This is a genomic window from Alteromonas sp. AWQ4_252 (genome assembly GCF_056158205.1).
The window spans coordinates 1,143,702-1,168,941 of sequence record NZ_JBSWSV010000001.1 but is presented as its reverse complement, the minus strand read 5'-3'; the positions used below and the strand labels follow the sequence as shown (position 1 = coordinate 1,168,941).

27 protein-coding genes and 1 pseudogene are annotated in these 25,240 nt (G+C 48.1%); 1 reads left to right on the top strand and 27 read right to left on the bottom strand.

All coding sequences use genetic code 11. The annotated features are described in order from the left end of the window. Positions 1-10: 10 nt before the first annotated feature. From rng to ACXACM_RS05050, 22 genes and pseudogenes are all read right to left on the bottom strand, one after another. Complete coding sequence (gene rng, locus ACXACM_RS05155) at positions 11-1,477, bottom strand: ribonuclease G (RefSeq protein ID WP_474820253.1); 1,467 nt, start codon at positions 1,475-1,477, stop codon at positions 11-13. Further along, positions 1,474-2,055, bottom strand: coding sequence for a Maf family protein (locus ACXACM_RS05150; RefSeq protein ID WP_474820252.1), 582 nt, complete (start codon positions 2,053-2,055; stop codon positions 1,474-1,476). The genes rng and ACXACM_RS05150 overlap by 4 nt, the downstream gene beginning before the upstream one ends. Before the next feature lie 10 nt (positions 2,056-2,065). Beyond that, positions 2,066-2,545, bottom strand: coding sequence for a rod shape-determining protein MreD (gene mreD, locus ACXACM_RS05145; RefSeq protein WP_474820250.1), 480 nt, complete (start codon positions 2,543-2,545; stop codon positions 2,066-2,068). After that, on the bottom strand, positions 2,538-3,407 hold the full coding sequence (mreC, locus tag ACXACM_RS05140; RefSeq protein ID WP_474820249.1) for a rod shape-determining protein MreC: 870 nt from the start codon (positions 3,405-3,407) through the stop codon (positions 2,538-2,540). Before mreC ends, mreD begins: the two co-directional genes overlap by 8 nt. 40 nt (positions 3,408-3,447) lie before the next feature. Then, the gene (locus ACXACM_RS05135; protein WP_216024189.1) at positions 3,448-4,491 is read right to left on the bottom strand and encodes a rod shape-determining protein; all 1,044 of its coding nucleotides are present in this window, start codon (positions 4,489-4,491) and stop codon (positions 3,448-3,450) included. Positions 4,492-4,815: 324 nt separating this feature from the next. Further along, positions 4,816-5,253, bottom strand: coding sequence for a type II secretory pathway component (locus ACXACM_RS05130; RefSeq protein ID WP_474820247.1), 438 nt, complete (start codon positions 5,251-5,253; stop codon positions 4,816-4,818). Then, on the bottom strand, positions 5,240-6,085 hold the full coding sequence (locus tag ACXACM_RS05125; protein ID WP_474820246.1) for a prepilin-type N-terminal cleavage/methylation domain-containing protein: 846 nt from the start codon (positions 6,083-6,085) through the stop codon (positions 5,240-5,242). Before ACXACM_RS05125 ends, ACXACM_RS05130 begins: the two co-directional genes overlap by 14 nt. After that, on the bottom strand, positions 6,082-6,660 hold the full coding sequence (locus ACXACM_RS05120) for a type IV pilus modification PilV family protein (RefSeq protein ID WP_474820245.1): 579 nt from the start codon (positions 6,658-6,660) through the stop codon (positions 6,082-6,084). Before ACXACM_RS05120 ends, ACXACM_RS05125 begins: the two co-directional genes overlap by 4 nt. Continuing rightward, the gene (locus ACXACM_RS05115; protein ID WP_474820244.1) at positions 6,650-7,213 is read right to left on the bottom strand and encodes a prepilin-type N-terminal cleavage/methylation domain-containing protein; all 564 of its coding nucleotides are present in this window, start codon (positions 7,211-7,213) and stop codon (positions 6,650-6,652) included. Before ACXACM_RS05115 ends, ACXACM_RS05120 begins: the two co-directional genes overlap by 11 nt. A gap of 420 nt (positions 7,214-7,633) precedes the next feature. Next, positions 7,634-7,727: pseudogene (locus ACXACM_RS05110) on the bottom strand (type IV pilin protein); the annotation flags it as partial. Between the two features lie 55 nt (positions 7,728-7,782). Next, positions 7,783-8,430 carry a pilus assembly FimT family protein gene (locus ACXACM_RS05105; protein WP_474820242.1) on the bottom strand — a complete coding sequence of 216 codons (648 nt, stop codon included), beginning with the start codon at positions 8,428-8,430 and terminating at the stop codon, positions 7,783-7,785. A 19-nt stretch (positions 8,431-8,449) separates the two neighbouring features. Beyond that, positions 8,450-8,959, bottom strand: a complete 510-nt coding sequence (locus tag ACXACM_RS05100; protein WP_474820240.1) for a hypothetical protein — start codon at positions 8,957-8,959, stop codon at positions 8,450-8,452. Continuing rightward, the gene (locus ACXACM_RS05095; RefSeq protein ID WP_474820239.1) at positions 8,959-10,194 is read right to left on the bottom strand and encodes a type II secretion system F family protein; all 1,236 of its coding nucleotides are present in this window, start codon (positions 10,192-10,194) and stop codon (positions 8,959-8,961) included. The genes ACXACM_RS05100 and ACXACM_RS05095 overlap by 1 nt, the downstream gene beginning before the upstream one ends. Continuing rightward, entirely contained in the window at positions 10,187-11,929 is a 1,743-nt protein-coding gene (locus tag ACXACM_RS05090; RefSeq protein WP_474820238.1) for a GspE/PulE family protein, read from the bottom strand. The genes ACXACM_RS05095 and ACXACM_RS05090 overlap by 8 nt, the downstream gene beginning before the upstream one ends. Continuing rightward, complete coding sequence (locus tag ACXACM_RS05085) at positions 11,926-13,083, bottom strand: tetratricopeptide repeat protein (RefSeq protein ID WP_474820236.1); 1,158 nt, start codon at positions 13,081-13,083, stop codon at positions 11,926-11,928. Before ACXACM_RS05085 ends, ACXACM_RS05090 begins: the two co-directional genes overlap by 4 nt. Beyond that, positions 13,080-13,994, bottom strand: a complete 915-nt coding sequence (locus ACXACM_RS05080; protein ID WP_474820234.1) for an ExeA family protein — start codon at positions 13,992-13,994, stop codon at positions 13,080-13,082. Before ACXACM_RS05080 ends, ACXACM_RS05085 begins: the two co-directional genes overlap by 4 nt. A gap of 2 nt (positions 13,995-13,996) precedes the next feature. Further along, on the bottom strand, positions 13,997-15,652 hold the full coding sequence (gene mshL, locus ACXACM_RS05075) for a pilus (MSHA type) biogenesis protein MshL (RefSeq protein ID WP_474820232.1): 1,656 nt from the start codon (positions 15,650-15,652) through the stop codon (positions 13,997-13,999). Positions 15,653-15,662: 10 nt separating this feature from the next. Next, positions 15,663-16,016 (bottom strand): hypothetical protein, encoded by a 354-nt coding sequence (locus ACXACM_RS05070; protein WP_474820230.1) that lies wholly within the window; start codon positions 16,014-16,016, stop codon positions 15,663-15,665. Continuing rightward, positions 16,006-16,665 (bottom strand): hypothetical protein, encoded by a 660-nt coding sequence (locus ACXACM_RS05065; protein WP_474820228.1) that lies wholly within the window; start codon positions 16,663-16,665, stop codon positions 16,006-16,008. The genes ACXACM_RS05070 and ACXACM_RS05065 overlap by 11 nt, the downstream gene beginning before the upstream one ends. After that, the gene (locus ACXACM_RS05060) at positions 16,662-17,276 is read right to left on the bottom strand and encodes a PilN domain-containing protein (RefSeq protein WP_474820227.1); all 615 of its coding nucleotides are present in this window, start codon (positions 17,274-17,276) and stop codon (positions 16,662-16,664) included. Before ACXACM_RS05060 ends, ACXACM_RS05065 begins: the two co-directional genes overlap by 4 nt. Then, the gene (locus ACXACM_RS05055; RefSeq protein WP_474820225.1) at positions 17,276-18,130 is read right to left on the bottom strand and encodes an MSHA biogenesis protein MshI; all 855 of its coding nucleotides are present in this window, start codon (positions 18,128-18,130) and stop codon (positions 17,276-17,278) included. The genes ACXACM_RS05060 and ACXACM_RS05055 overlap by 1 nt, the downstream gene beginning before the upstream one ends. 122 nt (positions 18,131-18,252) lie before the next feature. Beyond that, positions 18,253-18,585, bottom strand: coding sequence for a histidine phosphatase family protein (locus ACXACM_RS05050; protein ID WP_474820224.1), 333 nt, complete (start codon positions 18,583-18,585; stop codon positions 18,253-18,255). A gap of 289 nt (positions 18,586-18,874) precedes the next feature. Between ACXACM_RS05050 and ACXACM_RS05045 the strand changes: the two genes are divergently transcribed. Continuing rightward, positions 18,875-19,408: a DapH/DapD/GlmU-related protein gene (locus ACXACM_RS05045; protein ID WP_474820223.1), complete on the top strand. Its 534-nt coding sequence runs from the start codon at positions 18,875-18,877 to the stop codon at positions 19,406-19,408. A gap of 18 nt (positions 19,409-19,426) precedes the next feature. Here the strand turns inward: ACXACM_RS05045 and ACXACM_RS05040 are convergent, their stop codons facing one another. From ACXACM_RS05040 to ACXACM_RS05020, 5 genes are all read right to left on the bottom strand, one after another. Next, positions 19,427-20,494 (bottom strand): mechanosensitive ion channel family protein, encoded by a 1,068-nt coding sequence (locus tag ACXACM_RS05040; RefSeq protein ID WP_474820221.1) that lies wholly within the window; start codon positions 20,492-20,494, stop codon positions 19,427-19,429. A gap of 113 nt (positions 20,495-20,607) precedes the next feature. After that, on the bottom strand, positions 20,608-21,798 hold the full coding sequence (locus ACXACM_RS05035) for a PQQ-dependent sugar dehydrogenase (RefSeq protein ID WP_474820220.1): 1,191 nt from the start codon (positions 21,796-21,798) through the stop codon (positions 20,608-20,610). Positions 21,799-22,108: 310 nt separating this feature from the next. After that, positions 22,109-22,663: a single-stranded DNA-binding protein gene (locus tag ACXACM_RS05030; RefSeq protein ID WP_474820218.1), complete on the bottom strand. Its 555-nt coding sequence runs from the start codon at positions 22,661-22,663 to the stop codon at positions 22,109-22,111. A 297-nt stretch (positions 22,664-22,960) separates the two neighbouring features. Then, entirely contained in the window at positions 22,961-24,100 is a 1,140-nt protein-coding gene (gene galK / locus ACXACM_RS05025) for a galactokinase (protein ID WP_474820217.1), read from the bottom strand. After that, positions 24,093-25,148, bottom strand: coding sequence for a UDP-glucose--hexose-1-phosphate uridylyltransferase (locus ACXACM_RS05020; RefSeq protein ID WP_474824227.1), 1,056 nt, complete (start codon positions 25,146-25,148; stop codon positions 24,093-24,095). Before ACXACM_RS05020 ends, galK begins: the two co-directional genes overlap by 8 nt. Positions 25,149-25,240: the final 92 nt, after the last annotated feature.

The window sequence follows — 25,240 nt, the reverse complement described above, 5'->3', positions numbered from 1 at the left end:
AGACACCACCTTACATCATTACAACGTCGTATTTATCCTGGTTATAAAGTGGCTCGGTTTGTACCTTAATTTGCTTCGATACGAACACTTCCAGTTCCGCAAGTACATGAGATTCATCTCCCAGCAATGCATCTGCCACTTTAGGTGATGCGTAAATTACAAACATATCCGCATCATAGGCGCGGTTCACCCTAACTACTTCACGCATGATCTCGAAGCAGATAGTTTCAATGGTTTTCACCGAACCACGTCCCTTACACACAGGGCATTCGCCACACAGTGTGTGCTCCAGACTTTCCCGAGTCCGCTTTCGTGTCATTTCAATCAGTCCAAGGGCGGTAAAGCCATGGATATTGATCTTTGCTCTGTCCTTACTTGTCGCCACTTCCAGACTATGTAAGACACGTCTTTTGTGATCTTGTTCCGACATATCAATAAAATCAATGAGGATCATGCCCCCGAGGTTTCGCAGCCTGAGTTGCCTTGCAATGGCCAGTGTCGCTTCAATATTGGTATTGAAAATGGTTTCTTCTAAATTCCTGTGACCCACAAAGGCACCCGTGTTGATATCGATCGTGGTCATAGCTTCCGTTTGATCGATAATGAGATACCCGCCAGACTTTAGATCTACACGGCGTTCAAGAGCGCGTTGGACTTCATTTTCCACATCATACAAATCGAAGATGGGCCGCTCGCCCTTGTAGTATTCGAGTTTGCTTTGCAATTCGGGCACGTACTCGCCAGTGAAATCCCGTAGTTCCTGAAAGGACAAATTCGAGTCGATGCGAATGCGATCCAGCTCAGTGCCAACAAAATCACGCAGAACCCGTCTTGCCAAGGGCAAATCCTCATAAAGCACATTTGATTTTTTGCGCTTCATTCGCTGCTGTATTTTATTCCACAAACGCCTTAAGAAGGCCGCATCAGACGATAATTCATTCTGACTGACACCTTCTGCAGCGGTACGCAGAATGAATCCGCCATCCTGGTCACAATACTCCTGAACCAGGTTTTTCAAACGTTCACGTTCGCTTTCATCCTCGATGCGCTGACTGACGCCTACATGGGTAACGCTAGGCATAAATACCAGGTAGCGGGAAGGAATGGTGATATCAGTGGTTAAGCGCGCACCTTTTGTGCCAATAGGGTCTTTTACTACCTGAACGACGATATCCTGTCCATCTCTTACCAGGTCCCGAATGTCCTGTTTTTGAATGTGACTGCTGTTAACTTCGTCAGCCACTTCATTGTGGATGACAATGTCTGAGGCGTGCAAAAATGCGGCCTTGTCTAACCCAATGTCTACAAATGCAGCTTGCATACCGGGTAACACCCGACTGACTTTGCCTCGATAAATATTACCAACCAGCCCTTTTTTGGTATGCCGCTCAACATGCACTTCCTGCAAAATACCGTTTTCAATAAGCGCAACCCGCGACTCAGATGGTGTAACGTTAATTAGTAGTTCGGCACTCACTGTTCTATTCCAAATTCTTTTAACAAGCAGCGTGTTTCATACAGTGGTAACCCCACCACAGAACTTGCGCTTCCGGTTATAGATTTAACAAATTGCCCGCCTATTCCCTGAATAGCATAACTACCAGCTTTGTCCGCGGGTTCTCCAGTGGCCCAGTAAGCCTCAATTTCTTTTTGCGACAAAGGCGCAAAATCCACATGGGTACATACATGAATGGTCTTTTGCTGTTGGCTGTCTTTCACACTCACCGCGGTAAGAACCTGATGGCGTTTGTTCGACAATGCACTTAGCATGTCCATACAGTCAGCTTTATCTACTGGCTTACCCAGTGGCTTCCCTTCAAATGAAATAAGTGTATCCGATGCGAGAATGACGCTGTTATCACGAGGGCCTTGCCAGCGATGCCATGCTGTAACTGCTTTCTCTGTCGCCAAACGGTTTACCAGTTCTAATGGCGCTTCTTCACGTCGTGGAGATTCATCGATGTCCACTGCAAATTGTTGATGAACAAAGCCCATTTGAGTTAACAGCGCGGTGCGGCGAGGAGACGCTGACGCAAGGATCAGTGCTTTTGCCATGAACTTTCTCCTAACTAATATTCAGTTGTCTGCGGACTTTGCGAAGTATCCAGAAGATCCAGGGCCACAACACCATGGAACTCGCCACCGGCCACAAGTAATTTAGCTGGAACGGGATCCCGGTAAGTAAGTGTTGTAACCAAAACAAAACCGCGTGGTAGAGCGCGCTAATGAGGCCAATAATAATGGCCTGCTGCCACACTGAGTAGTTGCGCAAACGCTGATAATTGGCAGCCAAAGTATACACTGCCAGGCTTAAGGCAAAACTGTGAATGCCTAAGGCTGTGCCCAGAAGTATATCGGTAGCAAGGCCGCTGATGAAGGCAACACCTACATTAGCTCGATGGGGCAGTGCCATTGTCCAGTACGCCAGCACGATGAGAACCCAATCAGGCCGATAGATATCAACTTGAATTGGAAGAGGCATAATTTGCAACACCAGCGCAATGAGTATGGACAGAGGAATGGCATAGTGACGGGTTCTAATCATTTGTTTCCCCTTCCACCGGCGCGACGACATTGTCCTGTATACCGTTATCACTGCCGAGCAATAACAGATATTTTAATCGGTCTAGACGTGCCAAAGGGCGCGCTGACACACTGGCAAAAGGGCGGCTTTCATCGCGCACAACCCGTGTAACAACAGCTACAGGGTAACCCTCAGGAAAAACATTTCCCAGCCCGGAACTCACCAACACATCGCCTTCTTCAATGTCGACACTGTGTGGAACGTGCTCTAAGGTGAGTGCATCAATTGAACCCGTTCCACTGGCAATAAATCGAATGTCGTTGCGCGCCGAACGAACAGGTATTGCGTGTGTCACATCAGTAATGAGCACTACCCGACTGTTGGTACTGCCCACTTCCATTACCTGCCCAACAATGCCTTTGTCGTCCAGTACTGATTGAGAGAGGTAAACATCTTCCAACGCACCTTTATTGATAACAATTTGCTGGCTGAAAGGACTGTTATCCACTGCCATTAACTCTGCCACCATTTTTTTTGTAGGCGTTTTTACCGGCGCTTGAAGAAGCTTGCGAAGTTTGTCGTTCTCGGCCTGCAACACGCCAAAGCGCTGCAGGCGCTCGCTCATTAGCAGCACCTGGTTTGTTAATCGCTGATTTTCCTCAACCAGTTCTGCTCTTGAGGTCAAACGTTGAGAACTTACATCCAGCAATACACTGGGAAGATTGGCAAAATATTGCAGCGGGCTCATCAGTGAGTTCATATAAACTCGGGAAGACTGAAATGCGTCGAATTTGTGGTCTGCGATAATCAAAACAACAGACATCACCAGCGCCATAGCGAGACGAATATTAAGAGATGGGCCGCGGGTAAAAATGGTATCCATAAAAACAGCAAGGCAACCTTACGGTTGCCTGATTACCTATTTATTCGTAGCTGAACAGGTCGCCGCCGTGAAGGTCAATCATATCGAATGCCTTACCACCGCCTCGCGCTACGCAGGTTAATGGGTCGTCGGCAATAACCACAGGAATACCGGTCTCTTCCATCAGTAAGCGGTCAAGATCTTTAAGCAACGCGCCACCACCGGTTAATACCATGCCTCGCTCAGAAATATCTGACGCCAGCTCTGGCGGAGATTGTTCCAGCGCTACCATGACCGCCGAAACGATCCCGGTGAGCGGTTCCTGTAAGGCTTCGAGAATTTCATTTGAATTCAGGATAAACCCACGTGGAACACCTTCAGCCAGGTTGCGGCCTCGCACTTCAATTTCCCGAACTTCATCGCCAGGATAAGCTGCGCCAATTTCATGCTTGATACGCTCGGCTGTTGCTTCACCGATAAGTGAGCCGAAGTTACGACGAATGTAGTTAATAATCGCTTCGTCAAACTTATCACCACCAATGCGCACAGACGATGAGTAAACAACCCCGTTTAACGAGATGATGGCCACTTCCGTAGTACCACCACCAATATCGACAACCATGGAACCGGTTGCTTCGGAAACGGGTAACCCGGCGCCTATTGCGGCCGCCATAGGCTCGTCAATTAAGTATACTTCCCGCGCACCTGCTCCAAGTGCCGATTCTTTGATCGCCCTTCGTTCAACCTGGGTTGAACCACAGGGAACGCAAACCAACACCCGAGGGCTTGGTCTTAAGAAATTATTGTCGTGCACTTGCTTAATAAAGTGCTGAAGCATTTTTTCGGTTACGTAAAAATCGGCAATAACGCCGTCTTTCATTGGTCGGATCGCACGAATATTCCCCGGCGTTCTGCCCAGCATTCGCTTGGCTTCAGCACCGACTGCAGCAACACTTTTAGGGCCGGAAGCGCGTTCCTGCCGAATAGCGACTACAGAGGGTTCATTAAGGACGATGCCCTGATCTTTAACGTAAATGAGCGTATTTGCCGTTCCGAGGTCGATGGACAAGTCGTTGGAAAACATGCCTCGAAGCTTTTTAAACATGAAATGCCAGTTCCTGTTAATGCGCCTGCACACCTTTATTGGGTATGGTTTTTGGCGTGACTGCAATAAAGAAGAAAAATATCCGCACACTTTAACAACGGGTGCCCGTTTCAGCAAGCAAATCGGCGGCTCACTCGCACATAAAGTGCGTTTCGAAGCGCTAGATTGTTCTGTTAGATGAAAAACTGTCGATTAATTCATCGTTGCCAGAAAGATTCACCTCAAACTAGTGATTTCCCGGATGCCAGATAGCGGACTGCAATTAGACCCACAGTGACAGGCTGGGTTCAATTATTTACGAAAAGAAGTTGCTATTCATCGCAGTTACTGTGGTCTGGTAAAACTCATCGACCGGGTAATGGTTGCGACTCCTTCGGCCAGTGCGCATGTACCGGTACTTTTCAGTTCATAATGATAAAACCCAGTGGAGGACTCAGTAAAAGGCTGAGTTTCACACCGGGCAATATAGCTGCACCCTTTGAAACCATCCACCGAGGAAAAAGCCGAGGGACTATTTATAGACCCAGAGCACTGTTGCGCATTGCCGTTAAGCGGTGTGACTGAAAGTGCCAATTGTCTCAATCCCGCATCGGCGGCCTGGGTAGCTCGCACGCCAAGGACGTCATACACCACCGACTGATTACTCGACGCTATCAGGCGGGTTAAGGTTAGTCCCAGCAACGCCATCACAGTCATTGCAAAGATAGCCATCACCAGCATACTGCCTTGCTGGCGCACCACCGCACTATTAAGGCCTGCCATTAGGGTACACCTCTTTATATTGAATGAGCGGTTCGTCACCATTACCAAATATTAGACGGAGCTGTACGCCGTTGCTTGCATCCTGACTGCCCGGGTATAGATGAAAAGGGTCGAGCGCACCGGGGGCCGTTGCCGGAGAGGCTGACAAGCTATTAACCAGTGCAGTGGCAACCAGATGAGCCCGAGTCAAAGATAACGATTGCGTTGCCGAGACCACATCTTCTTTGCGGTACAACGCGCCGCCCGAAACGCAATAGCTCACCGTTCTACTGCCGAAATAAACGTGTTTGCCAGGGGATTCTTCAGTAAAAGCGTTACTGAGTTGTAACTGAATAACGTCATCACTGTCATCTCGTGTCGGACATCTGCCATCCCCGTCGTCAGTACAATTGAGCACCTGCGCACGGCGGTTCTGACTAAGGTCATACACGTGCGCCGAAACAAGAGGGTTCACCACCACAAACTGATTGAAGGCAACCAAGTGTATTTGTCCATCTGCATCTGCGGGAAAAACCATGTCCATGATGCGATCAGAGGTAGGTAGAACAGGAATGTGGGTGTAGCCAGCAAGCCATTGCACCGGAACAAACTCCAGGCAGTGCACGCTACTATTCCCCGCTAATCGTAAACTGTTGGGTATGGCTTGTTGAATTTCTTTCGTCATGCGCGTTAATACAAACCGGCTTTCATTCATGAGCTGCTCACGCTGAACAACGCCATTGAAAAGCTGTACTGTATTTCCCATGAAAGCCGAAACCCCAGCGCCTAAAACGCCGAGCACGACGATCACAATAACCAACTCCAGTAAGGTAAAACCGGCCGCTTTTTTCATTGCAGATTCCCCTTGTAGCCAGAAAATGCAATTCGTTCACCACTAGGCGTGGTGACAACCACCAATACCCGCTTCATGTTACCGTGATACGTGCCGGTATCATAAAGACCATCGCCGTTGAGATCGTCGTCGTCGACCCCGTCCATATTGTCGTCATAGTGCACAACTACTTGCACTTGAAACCCCTGATAAACCGGGCTCCCGTTAGCAACTAGCGAATTTCCCAGACTGTCAGTTATATTGCCATTCGCCTGTGAGAGGCGATGGTAATCATCGATGTCATCGTAGGCACTGCGAGTTTCACCGGTATCTGGCCCCAGCGAACCGCTGAAGGTGCAATCTACACCTTCGTTGCACCTGGGATCACCAGTGGAGCCTGAATGTTCGTCAAATGGCTGCGCCATGATTTCTGCCAATAGTGACTCAGCCAGCACCGTCCCGCGGGTTTGCCATAATGGCTCAATACTGTTTCTGGATTGTTCGGCGAACAGCGCAACGGCGGCAAACATCACGATGGCAAATACAACCATGCCAACCACAACTTCAATGAGTGTGAAGCCGCGACTAACATTCATAAATATGCCCTTCTGCGTTAATGCACACACCCACAGTCTCTTCACCGGTAAACCAAATAGCACATCCTTCCAGAGAACGACAACGGGCTCCATCGGTAAGTGGTTTGCCAAAGTTGTTAAAACCAATGTGAGCAGGAACAATTGCCCGGCCGTCGTAGCCGCGCATAGTCACCTTCATGGTAGATAGTTCACCGGGATCAGTGCGCAGCGCTTGTGGGGATGTAAAATTCGGGGTGGAATGACAAGAATTGCCAGTGTTTGCACTACTAAACCGACTTACCGTAGGAGCAAACCCTTGTGCCCCGGGCGTGTAATCGAAAGCCATCCGATAACATACATCACGTTCGTCATGCATGGCTTGAAGTTGTATGTGTCGCAACGCGCTAAGTAATCGTTTTTGCAACACAATTTCATTGTAGCCGCTGTCGTCCTGAAAGCGGGCAATGGCGGTAATCGAAAGAACCGACACCACGACCAGTACAATGATAAGTTCAACTAGTGTGAAGCCTGCGGATGGGTGAAAAAACGCAGGGCGCAAAGGCCCTGCACTCATAGGCACAGGGATACTCGGATTAACAACCGGTAGACTGTACTTCAATAAGCGGACGCGCATTCTCGCTGGCAGCTTCGGTATAAATAACCTGGCACTGATCAGCTGCAGTTGCCGTGTAAGCTACGCCTTCAGGGGTGACTGCAAATGAACCTGCAGCTGGTGAGTTAGCAGTCACTGTCCAGTCGTTATTGTTTAAATCGGCCCAGGCATTTAAACGGGTAATATTCGTGCGTTCTGCATCCGGATACCCAAAATCAGTATCTACAGCAATATTGTTGATGGTAACCCGGGTAGTATTATTTCCCGCATAAGCAGTATCCTGCTCACCGGCAATGGCGGATTTTGCGTAAACTAGCTGCATGCCACTTTCAAGGGCAGCTTTAGCCCCTTGCAGTGTTGATGCGCGAGCATCACCTTGTAAGTCAATAAAACGGGGGGCTGCCGTGACTGCGAGAATGCCGAGAATAACGATCACGATGACCAGCTCAATTAATGTAAAACCACGTTGCTTCATAGTATGTGCCTCTTATGCAAATTTTATTTATAAGTATTATGATGTAATTTAGCGCTTAGTTAGTTATAGATTGATCGCCATTGTTAGTAAATACAATAACCTGACCAATTCTGGGGTCGTACACAAAGCCGTTACCCAGTCCGGTACCCGTGGGCGCACTGGTAAAGTTTTTAACTGTTTGACTGAGGTAGTAATAGCATTGGTCGTTACCGCCAACGCCAGAGCCATTGCTTACCGCGGTATAATAACGAAAGCGATCTGTTGACACATTCTGCCAGGTGGCAGTAATAGTTGGTGCGCTTTGCATGATCAGATTAAAAATACTCTGGCAATCATCACCTGTAATGCTGCTGTCTTCTGAACTTTGGTCATTTGCCAACTGGCCGGTTGGATAACCTGTGTCTTTATCGACGCCTACCTGCACACCGCTTAACGTGACAAACGTCAAATTGGTATTGTCGTTATCCATGGGGCGGGCTTCCAATTCCCATTGGGCGCGCACCAGGCCGACTCCAGTGGCAAATCCGCCGGCTACTCCCTCTACGGTGGCATCTTCCGCATCTTCAGTGACATCGAGAAATCGAGGAATTGCCACTGCAGCCAACAGGCCTAGTAACACAATCACAATAGTGAGCTCAATTAACGTAAATCCTGTCATAGATGCGGGATTGCGTGCAGGTACTTCTCTGGTTGTTTTTGTCATTGTATTTTCCACGTAAAGGTTATTCCTCATAGGTGACGTCGCCAGTGTTAACAGCATAGTCGAAATAATCGCCCGCGCTCAGTCGATAACGGCAAAATGCACTGTTCAGGGTTTCCCCGTCATCATCTGCCTGAAAGTATTCGCCAAGAACACGAAAACCATCCACTTCCATTGGCTGGTTCAGTAACATCTGCCAGAGCTTCTTACAGCCTTCGGATGTGTTTTCTACGTGTGGCCAGCCGTTTAATCCCATTCGCACCGGTCGTCTGTCGGTTTCTTTACCCGCACGGTTATAATGCACCAGCATTATCATTTCCGGATTGCCTTCAGCCCGCCATTGCCAGTGCGCTGAAATTGCGCTGTCCTCAAGCTTCTTACCAATTTGCTCCAGTATTTTCTTTTTCAGGTTGGGCTCTTCTTCATAAAAGTAGACGATCAGCGTTCCCATTAGCACGGCAAAAACGAGGGTCGAGACGATGCCAATAAACAACTTACGCTGTTCCTCATTTGCCTTCTTTTGCATTTTCATCACCGGCCTCCTTTAATGGCGCCCATCATATCCCACATAGGCGAAAAGATGCCCAAAGCCAATACCATCACCATGCACGCCACCACCACGATCAAAATAGGTTCTATCCTGGCGGTTAAACTCTTCAGGTCGTAGTCGACTTCCCGTTCATAAAAACCAGCCACCTCTGCCAACAATTCGTCTACCCGGCCCGTTTCTTCGCCTACGTTAATCATTTGCATGATCATGGGTGTAAACAAGCCACTGGCCTGGCTCACCCGGGTTAGGTTTTCACCTTTTTCAATACGTTGGCGCATTTGAGTGATTTTCGACGCCATAAAGGTGTTATCGACCGCATCAGCCACAAGGTTAAGCGCCGATGTGAGGGGAACACCGGCTTGCAGCATCATAGAAAAACTACGACTAAAGCGAGCCAGCAAAGAGCGCCTGATAATGTCGCCGATGATGGGGATCTGAAGTTTAAATTTATCCCACCGATGCCGCCCTTCTGTGGTACTGAGATAACGGTATACACCAAACCCCACTACCGCCAAAACAATAACCAGCCAGTAACTGCGGTTGACCATAAAATCAGATATTGCCAGGAGCGCACGGGTCATAGCAGGTAGCTCTGCTCCGAACTTGGCAAACATGGTGGCAAACTTTGGAATGACGAATATATTCAACACCACAAACGCCATGGCCAGAGCAATCAATACAAAAATGGGGTAGCGGGTAGCTGCTTTTATTTGTTTGCGGGTTTCTTGTTCCCGCTCCAGATAATCAGCTAATTGCAAAAATGCCTCATCGAGGCGACCTGTATTTTCCCCAACGTGAATAATACTCACAAACAGGTGATTAAAAATTTGTGTATGCTGATTCAGTGCTGTGGAAAGGGTTCTTCCACGCTCCAACTGAACAATGACGTCCCGTAGTGCCTCCTGCATTCGCAACGACTGACTGGATTCCGCAAGCCCACTGACCGACCGCAATATAGGAATGCCCGCTTTGGTCAGGGAGTACATCTGGCGACAAAATATGACCAGTTCGTTGAGAGATACGTTAGGCGTAAACCAATTAACTTTGGAGTTAGCGCTGGCACTGTTAGCTTCGCTGCCATTATCACGGCTTATAGAGAGCGGAATTACACTGCGAGCCATAAGGGTTTTCGCAGCAGATTGCTCGTCAGAAGCCTCCACCGAGCCAGATAAGAGCACGCCATTTTTATCCTTGGCAGTGTAACTGAACTTAGCCACTGTGCTCGCTGCCTCCACCGTCGTTGTGTTCTGCCTCATCTGGCTCTGACACCATTTCGGTTAGTCTGAGCACTTCCTCCACCGTGGTAAGCCCCATTTTCGCGTACGTAAGCGCAGCGAAGGCAAGCGGTCGGTAATGTTTACTTTGTGAGGCATATTCGGCAAACGACACAGTGTCACTTACCTTGAGTGCGTTCATCATGGGTTCATTCATTTCCAGTAGCTCGAACACGCCTATGCGCCCCCGGTAGCCTGTTTGATTACATTTTTGGCAACCAGCACCGCGCTTAAACTTAACTTGTGAAAGTGCGCTGTCGACATGTTTTAGCCATAACTGCTCGTCGTGGTTTGGCGTGTAATCTTCCTCACAACTATCGCATATGCGACGAACAAGACGCTGGGCAATAACACCTTTCAGGGAACTGGCCACCAAATATCCCGGTGCTCCCATATCCAATAATCTTATCGCGCTGGAAATAGCATCGTTGGTATGCAGGGTGGATAAAACCAGATGGCCGGTTAATGCGCCACGAAGACCAATCTCCACGGTTTCCTGATCGCGCATTTCCCCCACCATGATGATGTCCGGATCCTGACGCAGAGTTGTTCTCAGCACACTGGAAAAAGTGAGGTCAATTTTGCTATTTACCTGTACCTGATTCACTCGTGGTAAACGGTACTCCACCGGATCCTCGACGGTAATAATTTTTCGCTCCGGCTGATTCAGCTCACTAAGCGCGCCATACAGTGTGGTGGTTTTACCGGAACCGGTTGGCCCGGTAACCAACAACATGCCGTGGGGGCGATGTAACAAATTGCGAAAACGTTTCAACATTTCCGCAGGCATTCCGGTTTGATTTAGGGTTAGCAATCCTGCCGATTGGTCAAGCAAGCGCATAACAACAGATTCTCCGGCCTGAACCGGCATTGTTGACAGGCGTACATCGATGCGATGACCTTTTACCGTGATTTGTGTCCTTCCATCCTGAGGTAAGCGCTTTTCAGAGATATCCAGTCCGGCCATAAGTTTAAGCCTGAGGACCAATGCGGCAGCGATATTTGCCTGCGGGATAATGTTTTCTTGTAAAACACCATCAACCCTGTGCCTAATTCGCAGCGCATTTTCGTCGGGCTCAATGTGTATATCCGATGCTTTAGCTATAACAGCATCATCGAAGATGGATTGGAGTAAGCGGGAAACAGCTGTGTCCTGTTCCCCTTCCACACTGCCAGAAAGCGTGAAGTCATCATTATCTTCATATTCTTCTGCCAGCTCATGGGCAAAGGACGCAATCTCTTCGGTTTTGCGATAAAAACCATCATATGCGTCGTACAGCTGAGATTCGCTGACAACAGCAATATCAAAAGGCTTTGGCAACAATTCAGCAAGGTTATCCTGGGCGTTGAGATCAGCCGGGTCACTCATGACAACCAGCAGTTTTTCACCATGATCATCAATGACCAGAGCCCGGTTTCTGCGGGCCTGCATCTCTGGCAGAAATTTCACAGCGTTCGCTTTTACCTGATAGTCATCCAGGTTGATTAGCGGGACCTTCAGGTGGCGTGACAAAAGAGTGAGCAACTCCTGTTCAGACACCAGCCCCAGGGAAATTAGCGTTGCCCCGAGCTTGCGCCCAGTCTTCTTCTGCTCTGCCAGAGCTTGCATCAAAGCAGCCTCGGAAATGATGCCGTCACTGACCAGTAAATCGCCCAAACGAATGCGTGTTCGACTCATTGTGCTCCCTCCGCCAATACGGCTATTCTATTGCTTACGAAGGCTTCCACATTGCTGTTAACCCCGCCGTGTTGAAGTACACGTCTATACGCCAGTAACGCATCGTGAGCGTAGCTTAGTTTGTCGTTGGCAACCGCCAACCCCAGCCACCAGCGTGCTTGCGTCGGTTCTATTAGCAAAAGCTGCCGGTAATCTTGTCGCGCAGCTTCATGGTTCATCAGCGAAGAGGCTAAGGTCGCCCGGTAACTCAGTAACTCTGTGTCTGTTCCCCCTGCCTTGGCTATAGTTTCCCATGCCAGGGTGTCCTCACCCTGATGCTGATACAAACGGGATAACATCAAAAGCAAACTTGGAGCGTTGGGAAACTGTATTCTCGCTTGCTCTAACGTTGCCATGGCCTGGGTGATTTGTCCGGCGGCAAACTGCTGAGAAGCCAATTTTTTCATTGCCGACATGTCGTCGGGTTCTTGCCCCACCAATTGTTGCAACAACGTGATGCTTTGCATTGTGTCACCTTGTTGTATAGCTTGTTCAACTCGCGTTTGCAGGCTGACTTTTTCAATGGCATCAGTAGATTTGATGACTGTCATACGAGGCGTTTCATTGTCTTCGGTTAACGTCTCTGCCCCAAGCGGTTCCACGCCAGTTTTCGGTTCACTGGGGGCAATGGTAGCTGGTTTCTGAATACTGGCGTCCTGCCCTGGGGAAGTTGTAAGCAAGTCAGAGTCATCAACACTATTTGCAGCCATTGCCAATGATGATACCGGATTATTCTGCTGTGTATTCTCGCTGGAGGTCAGGGCTTCGCTACGCAGAGCTACCGGTGAATTGTCTGTAAGCGCTTCTTCTGGCAGCTCAATTAGCTTTAGTTCACTGTTTTTTTCTTCCATTTGAGGCGTTTCAGCCCTCGTTACCGGGTTTTGTGTCGATACAGTAACAGGCTGTTGAGAGATAACGTCTTTTTGTTGATGGCTCAGCCCCAAATTCAAATAAAACAGGGCTATAGCAACACCTGTCAAAACAACAACAAGCGCAATCAGCAGCCACATTTTATGGCCATGGGATGAAGGTTCGGGCGCAACGTATTGATTGTTCTGCGATGGGGTTTTTTCGCGATTTTCTAAATCTTGCAACATCTTGTTGATCACACTCATTGCGCTGCCCCCCAAATAACTACACTTACAGCTATGAGCCCGCTAATCAACAACCCCAGAAGGGTCCACATTGCCCATGAAAGGCGCGAATTTGTGAGTGGCTTGGCCGAATCAGTGTCTGTAGCAGCGTAGGACACATGGGCTTTGGTAATTTGCTTCCTGCCTTCTCCGTACGCCAGCATCATGCATTTATGAGCGAGAATATTCACTAAACGCGCGGTTCCCCCGCTGGCTTTCTCCAAAGCCCGGCACACAGCTGCGGAGAAAAGAGGTGCGCCATGATATCCGGCTACTACAAGGCGATGTTGCAAGTACTGTTCTATGTGTGGCGCTGCCATTGGCGTTAGTCGATAACTGAAACTAATCCGCTGGCGCAGCTGACGAAGGGCGTGTTTAGTAAGCTTTTCGTCAAGTTCAGGCTGCCCGAACAGAATTACCTGAAGCAACTTTTTTGATTCAGTTTCAAGGTTTGTCATCAGGCGCAATGCTTCTAAACTCTCCTCCGGCAACGCTTGGGCTTCATCAATAATAAGCACAACTGATTTACCCCTCGACGACAAAGCAAGTAGCTGGCGCTCTATTAGTTGGGTAAATTGCTGTTGATCGACGCCGTTGGCAGGATCAACGCCGAGCTCCGCAGCCACTGCGCGGCGAAGTGCCTCGGGCGACAGCATGGGGTTGGGAATATAAGCAGCCTGAAAATTCTCAGGCAGTTCTCTTAATAACTTCCGGCACAACAAGGTTTTCCCTGTGCCCACCTCTCCTGTGACCTTAATAAACCCCTCACCCACATCAAGGGCCGTCATCAGCACTTCCATCGCTTGCTTATGCATGGGCAAAGCAAAGTAATACTGTGTATTTGGGGTGAGAGAAAAAGGCAGCTCGGTGAGGCCAAAGTATTCCTGGTACATAGCTATTCTACGTACAACCAGTCAGCCATTTGCGCCCGGCTCATTTCGATCTGCTTACTCCAGGTGCCCGGTTCCACTACCGTTGGCTTCAGCAAAATAACCAGTTCCTTTTTCACTTCCTCTTCACGGCGATTCTTAAACAAATTTCCGAGTACGGGGATATCGCCAAGAACAGGTGTTTTCGATTCTGTGTTTGAGCGCGTGGTTTGCATCAGCCCGCCAATCACTACAATTTCTCCAGAGGAAGCGCGAATAATAGTGTCTGATTCACGAATTGTGCTCTGTGCAAGAGGCAGTACAATTTCCTCTTCGTTCAGAGTGACCACTTTTGTCTGCTCTTCAGTTTCAATTACCGACGGATGAACGTGTAACAGCACACTGCCTCTTTCATCAATTTGCGGCGTCACATCAAGGGCTATACCGGAAAAAAACGGGGTCAGTTCAATATCAGGAACCACTGATGTGGTGGTTGCGGTAATTGTATTTTGGCTGGACACATCGGTAACAAAATACTCGTCATCACCGACTTTGATCACAGCTTTTTGATTATTGGTTGCGGTAACCCGAGGGCTCGACAACACCTGCACATCACCTTGCGTTGAAAGTAACGACAATACGCCTGAGAAATCATTATTGAGGAACGACAGACTGGTCACGCCGCCCATGTCCAGAGTAACGTTGTTGCCAACAGCCCCCGCAGTAGTAGAAAACGTGAAGTCGGTACTGCCTACACTGGCGATAATTTCATTCCAGTTAATCCCCTGTTGGTATCCATCGCTAAGTACCACTTCAAGAATTCGAGCCTCTAATACCACCTGGCGCTGAAGGTGCTGCTCAGACACTTGCAGGAAATGCTTGATGGAACGAATTTCCGACGGCAGTGCCCGCACTGTCACCAGGCCCGCCTGGGGAGTCACAAACACCGCCCGCCCATTGTCGGTGCCAAGCATTGCAGCCAGACTGGCCTGAAGATCCGTCCAGAAATCTGTTTCTGTTCTGGTACTGATGGTAGTGCCATTACTGTTGCCCGCTAACCCGCTATTTCCGCCAACAGAACCTGCCCCCGCGCTGTTGAAGTCACTGAATTGCCCGCTACCATTGAGATTATTATTTGCACTTTGCGACACGCCACCAGAAATAATACTGGTTTGCGTAGCACCATCACGCTTCATGAGTAAGTAATTGACGGCAAAGGTTTCTGTCCGCATGCCTGCGGGCAATACCCGAAACACATTGCCCTGGCGCTGAATATCGTAACCGTACAAATCGGAAAGAAGTGACATAACCTCGTCTAAAGCGACCTGCTTGAGGGATAAACTCACCGACCCTGACACCTCAGGATGCACAGCAACACTGTACGGCGTTCCTTCGACCATACCAGCCAGGAAATCCTTAACATCCACGTTTTTCGCATTGATGTCGTATTTTTCCGGGCCTGATAATAAGTCAGCAGGGGACGCCGGCGGTAACGCTAGTGCCTGGGACACTTCCTCTGGCACGTGTTCAAGCGCTTGGCGTTGTTCGGCTTGTGCCCGTTCTGCTGCTATTTGCGCTTCCAGTTCAGCTTTTAGCGAACGCGCTACCACAGATTCGTTTTCAGTTGACTGACAACCCGTTAGCAGCAGTAATGTGATCAATGACGTAGTCGCTCGACGCATTGCCTGACCTCTAATTGTTATCCGCATGGCGGATTTTTATTTTTTTACTTGAAGCATTAACATTAAGCGTCACGCTTTGCCATGCATTATTTTTTTTCACGTTAAGCCGCACCGAAGCAGGAGCAATTGCCACGACAGTAACCGTATCAGACAGCTTATCGCCCTCATACACCAACTGATTGTTGATCACTGCAGAGGCGCGTTGTGGCGAAACAAAAATAGCTGAGACCACCAGTGCGGATTCAGCACTTTGCTGTTTACCGGTTTGATAACCGGCGCCTGGTCGTGTTGGATCTTGTTGTGCCTGCACCTTTGCTACGAGAACAGCGCACACGCCCAGGAGTATAAATGTTTTATTCCACACCGATAAACGCCTCTTGTGAACTCAGGGTGTATACCCGCATCGTGACTGACGCATTGGGGTAATCGGTTACCTGATAATCCAGAGAATGCCAATAAAACTGGCTGGTCTGCGCCTCCAATTTTGCAATAAATTCCTGCACGTCGAAAAACGTTCCCGTGAAAGTAAGTCGAATACCGTGCTGGTAAAGCGAACGCTCTTTTATAGGTTTCTGCTCTTCAGCGTTGGGTTTTATCATATCGATGACGGGCAGTGTGACCATTTCGTCCAGCGTTAATGGGCCTGCGTGTTGAAACACCTGCTTAATGAGCGGGCCCATAGCAGCTGGGTCAACCAACTTCGCAAATTCCGCTTCAAAGGCTGCGTTTAATTCAGTAAGAGACTGACTAAGTGCTGCCAGTTCTTCTTTTAAAGCTGCATCCGGGTCTTCACCCAAGGCTTCAACATAAACCTGTTGGCGTTGCTGTAATGGTCGTTGTCGCATTTCTTCAGCCGTAAGATCAGCGCGATACTTTTCCCAGTCTTTCAAGGCAGGCTCAATGAAAAAGGTAAAGCCTACCAACACAATAAGCACCACTCCTGCCGCCAGTGTCAGCACTTTTTCGCGCTTCGACAACAGGGAGAATTTATCTGACGTGGTTTGAAAACTCATGGCACCCCCCGCTTCGACTCATCCATGACTGAGGCAGGCTCAGTAGACAGGGTAAATTGCATATTTCCTTCATCATTTAACAGTGTAGTAGAAGAAAATTGTTTCTGGCTTAGTGACGCCGTTCCTCCTAGGCGTTGAATCCACTGTGGTAACGCCTGCGGTGATGAAACGCCACCTTTGAAGGTCATGGTATTTTCTGCTACCAGAATATGGGTTAACCACAGTGATGATTGCGAAGCGTCTGCCAGTTCAGATAGCAGCAGAGAAAAGCGTCGCTGCTTGAGTGGGACCTGAGTTTCAATGGCTTCCAGCAGCAAGGAATGCTCTCCAATGCGCTGCTTGGTGTTTTCAATTTGCTGGACAAGCACAGGATCATGAGCCCGATTCATTACTTGCTCTTCAAGCTCGGAAACTGACCGTTCGAGTTCCTGGGTAGTCATAGCCGTTTGCACATATTGCGATTCAGCCGAATTCGCCATCCCTTGAAGGGTAATTGCAGACAGCACTACACCACACAATAACAGCACAAGAATAAGCACAATGCTCGGCAGAGAAAGCCAGTCAACTTGCAGCTTATAACTGTCGTTATAGAAATTCAGGCGATGTTTCATTATGCCACTTCCGCCTCTTCACGCTGCACGTCAATTCGCGCATGTGCCATGCCCATGCTTGTGAGGTTTCCATACCGTGCTTTATGGGTTTGAAATGGCAATTCCATCACGTCTACCTGTGCATCCACCATATCTGACACAAGCATAGCAATGAGTGCTTCGTGATTGGAATTAACGTTGATGTATATCTGGCGAACAGGAGCCTGTCGCAATTGGCTCTCGAAAAAGTCCATCGACCGTTGCAGTTGAATTCCCAAGGTATCAAGTACACCCATTTTTAGCTCTTGTTCTGAAAAGCTACCGAGGTTTTCAAACCCTTTTAAACGTCTGCTGATATAGACCTTGCCTTTTACCACAACATTTAGAATGATTTCCTCCCCCACATCTTGAGTAAGGGATATTAATGGCTCGTCTGATTGAGGTAAAAGCTCGCAGTGGGCAAGCTCCTGAATACTGATTTGCTTTAACCGAACACCTGCATCTACACAAGCGGAAACCACGTTTGTTACATCATCTTGAGGCAGTGCAACCACATGTAACTTTTGTGAACCAGCCAGAGGAACCGGTAAATCGAAGTAATCTATTGCCATGGGAGTGTCAAAGCCCAGCATATCTTTTACCGTCCAGTTGAGGGCAGCATGTATTTCACTGTTATCAACGGCAGGCCTGTCGAGCTGTAAAAGCTGATAAGCATGCTGAGTAAAGGAAACGCAGCAGGGCACACCGGTAAGTTTTTGCTCGCTGACCCAGTTAGCAAACTCTGTCGACCAGTTTTCAATTTTGGCACTGTGCTCATTCACAATTGAGTTAGCGTTTTTGTCCATTACTGTAAAAAATGCGACTTCATGAGACAAAGCCACACCCAGTTGCAAATGTGTTTTCTGCGGTTGAAATTTGTGTTTTAAGTAGGTTTTCCAACCAACATACATAATGTGTGATTCACTTTAAGGTTTAAATTATGAATGACTAAACGTGTTCATTCAGATAAGTATAGCCGGTTAACACCCCAGTAATGGTTATCTTTTTCTGCAACTGCCCATCCTTTGGCGACCAAGAGTTTACGTATTGACCGATTCATCATTCCGTGTCCAAACAACACCACTTTATTGTGTTTTTTAACACGGGTTTCCAATAGGTTAACGGCTGCAATCGCTCTGGCTTTAGCATCGCGATAGCTCTCAAATGCCCCTTTATTCCCCATCATCCACAGTGCCCTGCATAAATAAACCCAGGTCCAGGCTCGACGCAGCCCTGGAATGCGATAATAGGGGATCTCCATTTCCCTGAATACGCTGTGATATTCCTGCACCGGGTTAAGACTATATTACTGCGCGCTCAACCGGGCCCTGTGTAAATCACTACACAAATGATAATACTCAGCCAAGTCAATCACTTTAAGGGGATTACTGTTAGGATCAAGGGCACTGCGATTATACTTTCGTATCCAGTTGGCATAGCCTGCGCTGTTTAATCTGCAATTTGACGCGGAAAGTGGCTTTCCATGACGAATTAAAATAATTTCCATCACCTGCTATGCGCAACCTGTTATTATTTTCATTTCAACAGTGTAATAAAGGACTTGGTAAAGGGAAAGAGCTGTGACCCCATTAACCTACTCTCCCGGAAAAATAAGCGCATTGCGTCATCAGTGTCGTGTGTCAGAAGCGCATCGTGATTCACTGGCGGTTTACAATGATATCAGTACGCCAATGAAGCAAAAAAAGCTAGCGCTAAAACAACTTGCAGATGTATCAATGCCCTGCTGGCTGGAAGGCAACCTCTTCATCGCCGGTTTTGGCAAGATAACAATCGAAAAAGGCGTTTTCGCCAATCATAACCTCACAGTGATCACTCATGCTGACGTGACGCTTTGCAAAAGTGTTTTTATCGGCCCTAACGTTGTAATCGCGGCCGCGAGCCTGATTACTCAGGGAATCGAAAGTGCACCACCAACTGACATAACCGTGCACCAACACGCATGGATTGGAGCTAACGCCGTTATTTTATCCGGAGTAACCATTGGCGAAGGCGCAATAGTTGGCGCAGGTGCCGTGGTGGATCAGTCAGTTGAGCCTGGCGCAGTGGTAGCTGGAGTGCCCGCGGTATTTAAACGATGGGTGAAAGACTCATAAGGGTACGAAGATCACGATTCATTCAGACGCCTTCTCTTGCTCAATATTAAGCGCTGTAATTGGGAACGGAATAACAATGCCTTCTTCGTCAAAACGCTTTTTCAACATTTTTATAAACGCGCTTTTTATAAAGAAGCGGTTAAAGTATTCACGGGTTCTCAGCATAACCGTTAAGTTAATACTTGAGTTATCAAAGGTGTGAAACAGCACAAAGGGTTCATAGGTTTCAACCCCGTATTCATGCTGTTCTAAAATAGTATTTGCCACTTCTAAACACACTTTTTCAACGTGTTCTAAATCTGAGTTGTAGTGCACGCCAACATCAACGGGCACCGACAGTTCGCGCTCGGGGTAATAGTAGTTAATCAGCTTAGAATTAGAAAGCTTACTGTTAGGCATAACGACTATGTTATTCGGTAGCATTTTAACCCATGTAGAACGCCATCCTATTTTCTCAACAAACCCTTGCTCTCCCGAGTCAAGTTCAATGAAATCACCTATCCGGATGGGTTTATCCATCACTAACTGAATGCCGGAAAAGAAGTTTTCCAGCGTAGGTTGAAGCGCTAACGCTACCGCGAGGGAGGTAATACCCAACGACGCAACAATGGGTGTTATTGATACCCCTAGAGTACTTAGAATAATAAGAATGGCGAGCACAGCGAATACTGCTCTAACTGCACCACCCGCTATAGCACTGGTATTTTTAACTATGGTTGACTGGTCGCTATAGCGATTCAGGGAGTAAGTGACAAAACGCTCAAAAAATAGAAACAGCGTGATAATGAGGCCAGCTTCAATAACAACGGTTAATGCTCTTATCGCCCCCTCGCTCTCTATTTTAAAAACCGAAACGATGCTTTTTACTAACAACAGAAAAATAACCCAGATGAGTAAATTCATCGGAGCATTTAGTGACAATACAAGCACGCGATAAATATCAGACATACTGCTATTTTCTGAACGGGCTTTCGCTTTCAGGCGCACCAAAATGATTCGTTTGACGATAAAAAGTACAACAACAGCGCCAATTAATCCGGCTATCGCTAGTGCCTGCTGATTTTCAAGAAGTTGAATACTTTCCACGGCTGACGGCGCTCCTGCGTAATAGTAAAACGCTTTTTACTGAAGACTACACGTTTGTTCGCGATAGAAGACGCAAAAGTTGCACCACTTTTATATTCAGAGCCTCTGAAGCGTTACTTGATGAGAGATAGTCTTATCAGTCGCCCACCCTCATTATCTTCAAGTACATAAATATTGCCCGAGCCGTCCTGCTCTACTTCGCGAACTCGCTTACCCCACTCATAACGCTCTGCCTCTTCAACTTTCCAATTACCTCTATCGCCCCCGTTAAAAGCCACGCGAACCAAGGCTTGTGAAGACAAGCCACCAATAAAGCCATTGCCTTTCCAGGCGCTAAACTTATCGCCTTTGTAGATGATAAAGCCAGCGGGGCTGATAGCGGGCACCCACGCCATTTCAGGTGATTTAAAAATAGGAATATCTTCGTGATTAGGGATCTTCACCCCTGAGTAGTGTTCGCCCTGCGACACGGTTGGATAACCGTAGTTGCGGCCTCTTTCAATAATGTTTAGTTCGTCACCATGGCGCGGCCCCATTTCATGAGCCCATAAATTACCTTGCTCATCAAAGTCGATACCAAGGGGATTGCGATGGCCCAACGTCCAGATTTGCTCAGTTACGCCACCCTGACCATAGAACGGATTATCTTCAGGCACACTACCGTCATCGTTTAGGCGAACCACTTTCCCCAAATTCATTGCCATATTTTGGGCCGGTGTGAATTTTTGTCGTTCGCCGGACGTTACAAATAAATAGCCATCAGGAGAGAAGGCCATGCGGTGAGAGTAATGTCCGTTACCTGTCATTTTGGGCGACTGACGCCAGATTAGCTTTCTGTCGTCTAGGGTCGCCCCGGAGTCACTCACAGTAAGGGTTGCTCGTTCAATTACCGCGCCACTGAACCCATCGTCTTTTTCATCGCGCTCAATGTAAGATAGATAGATAGTTTTGTTCGACGTAAAGTCGGGATGGACAATAACATCGCCCAGGCCACCCTGCCCGCGAGCGGTGACATTCGGCACATTGCTGACTGCAAAACGCTTTTGCTGATTTTTATCAAGCAACCACAGTTTACCGGTTTTTTCCGTTACCAGGCTGTGGCCATCAGGTAAGAAAGCCATGGCCCACGGGTTATCAAAGGATGACAGCACGTCACCAACCACAATTGTGCCCTGACTGCCCTTCATCTCAACCTGTGTAGATGAGCCAGATTGAGCAGAAGCAAAGAATGAAGTGACAAAGAAAGTAAGTAGTAGAGCTGTTTTATGACGCGTGTTTATTTTCTGCATGATTTTGTTTTGCATTGTATTTATACCTTGTTGAAGGTTCGCGTACTGCTGGCCTGTAAAGCTTGCCGCGCAAATGGTTATCTTTAGAGATGTTTACGTAAATTTGTATGGTTGGGATTGTTTAAGATAATAAATATAGTGAATAGTGGATTGCAATAGTTATCGAGCCGACTGTAGTGTCCGTCCGCGCTTTACACGATATAAAGGGGGATATTGTGAAATCGCCAATCAACTCTGTACACTAAGACCTAACCATAAAAACAAAAAAGCCCTTATAAATAAGGGCTTAATTAATATATTTTACAAAACAGATCTAAGGTAGATCCTAGAACGGAATATCATCATCAAAATCAAAATCTGGCTCTGCCATAGGCGGCTTGTTACCACCTTGATTAGCAGGTTGATTCTGGTTGTTGTAACCGCCGCCTTGGTTGCCTTGTGGACGCTGCTGATAACCGCCACCGCCGCCTTGTTGGCCGCCCTGGTTACCCTGAGGGCGCTGCTGATAGCCGCCACCCTGACCGCCTTGCTGGCCACCGCCTTCACGGCCGCCCAACATTTGCATTTGGTCAACAATGATTTCGGTTGTGTAGCGGTCCTGACCTTGCTGATCTTGCCATTTGCGGGTTTGCAATTTACCTTCTACGTAAATCTGCGAGCCCTTCTTAAGGTATTCACCAGCAATTTCAGCCAAGCGACGATACATGGTGAGTCGATGCCATTCAGTGCGTTCCTGCACCTGCCCTTGCTGATCTTTCCAGCTTTCGCTTGTGGCCAGACTCAGGTTTGCTACGGCGTTTCCATTCGGCATGTAGCGCACCTCCGGGTCGTTACCCAGGTTGCCTACCAAAATGACTTTATTGACGCCTCGTGTTGCCATCGATGTCTCCTGTAATTCTTTACTTGTTGCGCCAGGTCGCTCTCGACAGCGCATGGGCATAACTGATTGATTCGGGATGTAAGCGCTCTAGTATACCTTAAAATACGAGCTAACTAACGACATTTTCGCATTCATCATTTAAACACATCTGAGGTTACCCGATAACGTCGGACATGAAAAGCCGGACACGAGATCAGGCGAATGACAGGTATAAAAAAGGCGCTGCCAGCACACACTACCGACAGCGCCTTGCAGGCACACCAATGGGAGGCATGCCTGTGGGACTCGTTACTTTATTTAGGCAAACGCACCTTGTGTAGCAGTACAAACGTACACATCTGCAACGTAGCCAGTGACCGCCTGATAGTTGTCTTCTACTACTTTACGCACTGCATCAACCGAGTCTGAAGGTACCAGTGCCACCACGCAGCCGCCGAATCCTCCACCTGTCATGCGCACACCACCGGTTTCGCCAAGAACCTCGCCGATAATGTCGACAAGATAATCAATAGGCTTAACCGTAATTTCAAAATCATCGCGCATGGACACATGGGATTCCGCCATGGCCCGGCTTACTGCTGGAATATCGCCTTTGCTCAACGCCTCACTGGCTGCCAGCGTACGGGCATTTTCAGTAAGTACGTGCAGACAACGTCGATACACAACCTCAGGCATCTCAGCCTTCTTTGCTTCCAGCATGTCGAGAGTTGCACCGCGTAATGAGCTCACACCCATCACAGCTACGCCTTGTTCGCATTGCTCTCGGCGCAAGTTGTATTCACTGTCTACCAAACCGCGCTTCACATTGGAATTGATGATCACTATTTGATGAGAATCGGGTAGCGGTGCGTGCTGAACTGTCAGCGACTGACAATCAAGCAGCATTGCATGACCGGTATACCCCATGGCAGAGATCAGTTGATCCATAATACCGCAGGAGCAGCCCACGAACTCGTTTTCCGCTTTCTGACCCAGGAGAGAAGCCTTAATTCCGTCGAGTGGCAACGCGTACAGTGTGGCAAAGGCTTTTAAAATCACAATTTCAAAAGATGCAGAAGAGCTCAACCCTGCGCCTTGAGGCACATTGCCAGTTACCACCAGTTCGGCCCCACCTATTTGCGGAAAATCAGCCTGAAGAACTTTTACAACACCGCGAATATAGTTAGCCCAACCTTGAGTTTTATCGAATTGAATGTCATCTAAACCGAATGAATTGACCTGGTTATCATAGTCGAGGGCTTTTACTACAACCTGATTGTCGTCACGCTTGCCTGCGGCAATCCAGGTACCAAAGTTGATAGCTGCGGGAAAAACAAAGCCTTCGTTGTAGTCGGTGTGCTCTCCAATCAGGTTTACCCGACCTGGCGCATGCACGACGCAGTCTGGCTCACTCTGAAACGCGTCTTTGAAATGAGAAACCAGCGTTGAATTATCCATTGTTATTACCACTTTTTTTATAATGTACCGTTGGCAGTGCTTTTAATCTGTCTGCCGCTTGTTCTGGTGTCAGATCGCGCTGGGTCTCCGCCATGAGCTCATAACCCACCATGAATTTCCTCACGCTTGCTGAGCGCAATAAGGGCGGATAGAAGTGTGCGTGTAATTGCCATTCATCGTGACTGTCAGCGTCAAAAGGCGCACTGTGCCAGCCCATGGAATAAGGGAAAGACGTTTCGAACAAATTATCGTAACGCGTGGTGATATCACCTACAATTTGTGCCAACGACAACGACTGTGCATCGGTTATATCTGCCAGTGACTTCACGGGAAAACGGGGTAAGAGCAAGGTTTCAAAGGGCCATGCAGCCCAGTAAGGTACCACAACCACCCAATCGTCATTGCTGCATACTACCCGCGACTGTTTCTCCATTTCGCGCTCGGCGTAGTCAAGTAACATAGTGCGACTGTGCTTTTCAAAATAGGCACTGAAGTGAGCAAGCTTTTTAGTCGGTTCAGTAGGCAGGTGCTTTTGCGCCCACACCTGTCCATGAGGGTGCGGGTTCGAACAACCCATCATGGCACCTTTATTCTCAAAAACCTGCACCCAACGGTAGGTCTGACCTAAATCGGCTGTTTGCTCTTTCCAGCATTCAACCACAGCTAACCTTTCTGCATCGGTGAGCTCCGGAAGTGTTTTACTGTGATCCGGCGAGAAGCAAATTACACGGCTACAGCCTTGCTCTGCCTCAAAGTGAAAGAGCTCGTCTTCTTCCTTTGCTTCTATAGTATCTTTTTTTAATGCCGCGAAATCATTCTCGAACACAAACGTGCCCGTATACTGTGGGTTTACCTCGCCATTAACCCTTGTGTTACCCGCACACAAATAACACGTTGGCTCGTAAGCCGGCTTCTGTTCTTCTGAAGGAGGCTCAGACTGACCCTGCCAGGGACGTTTTGCACGGTGTGGTGAAACCAGCACCCATTCTCCAATCATCGGGTTGTAACGACGATGCGGATCGTTTGTAGGATCAAAAGGCGTACCCATAGTATTTCTCACGAGCTGATTCCAAACTAATTCGGAATGTAGGTTAAACGTTTACCCAACATGATATAGTAAGGGTTAGCGGGAATCAATTC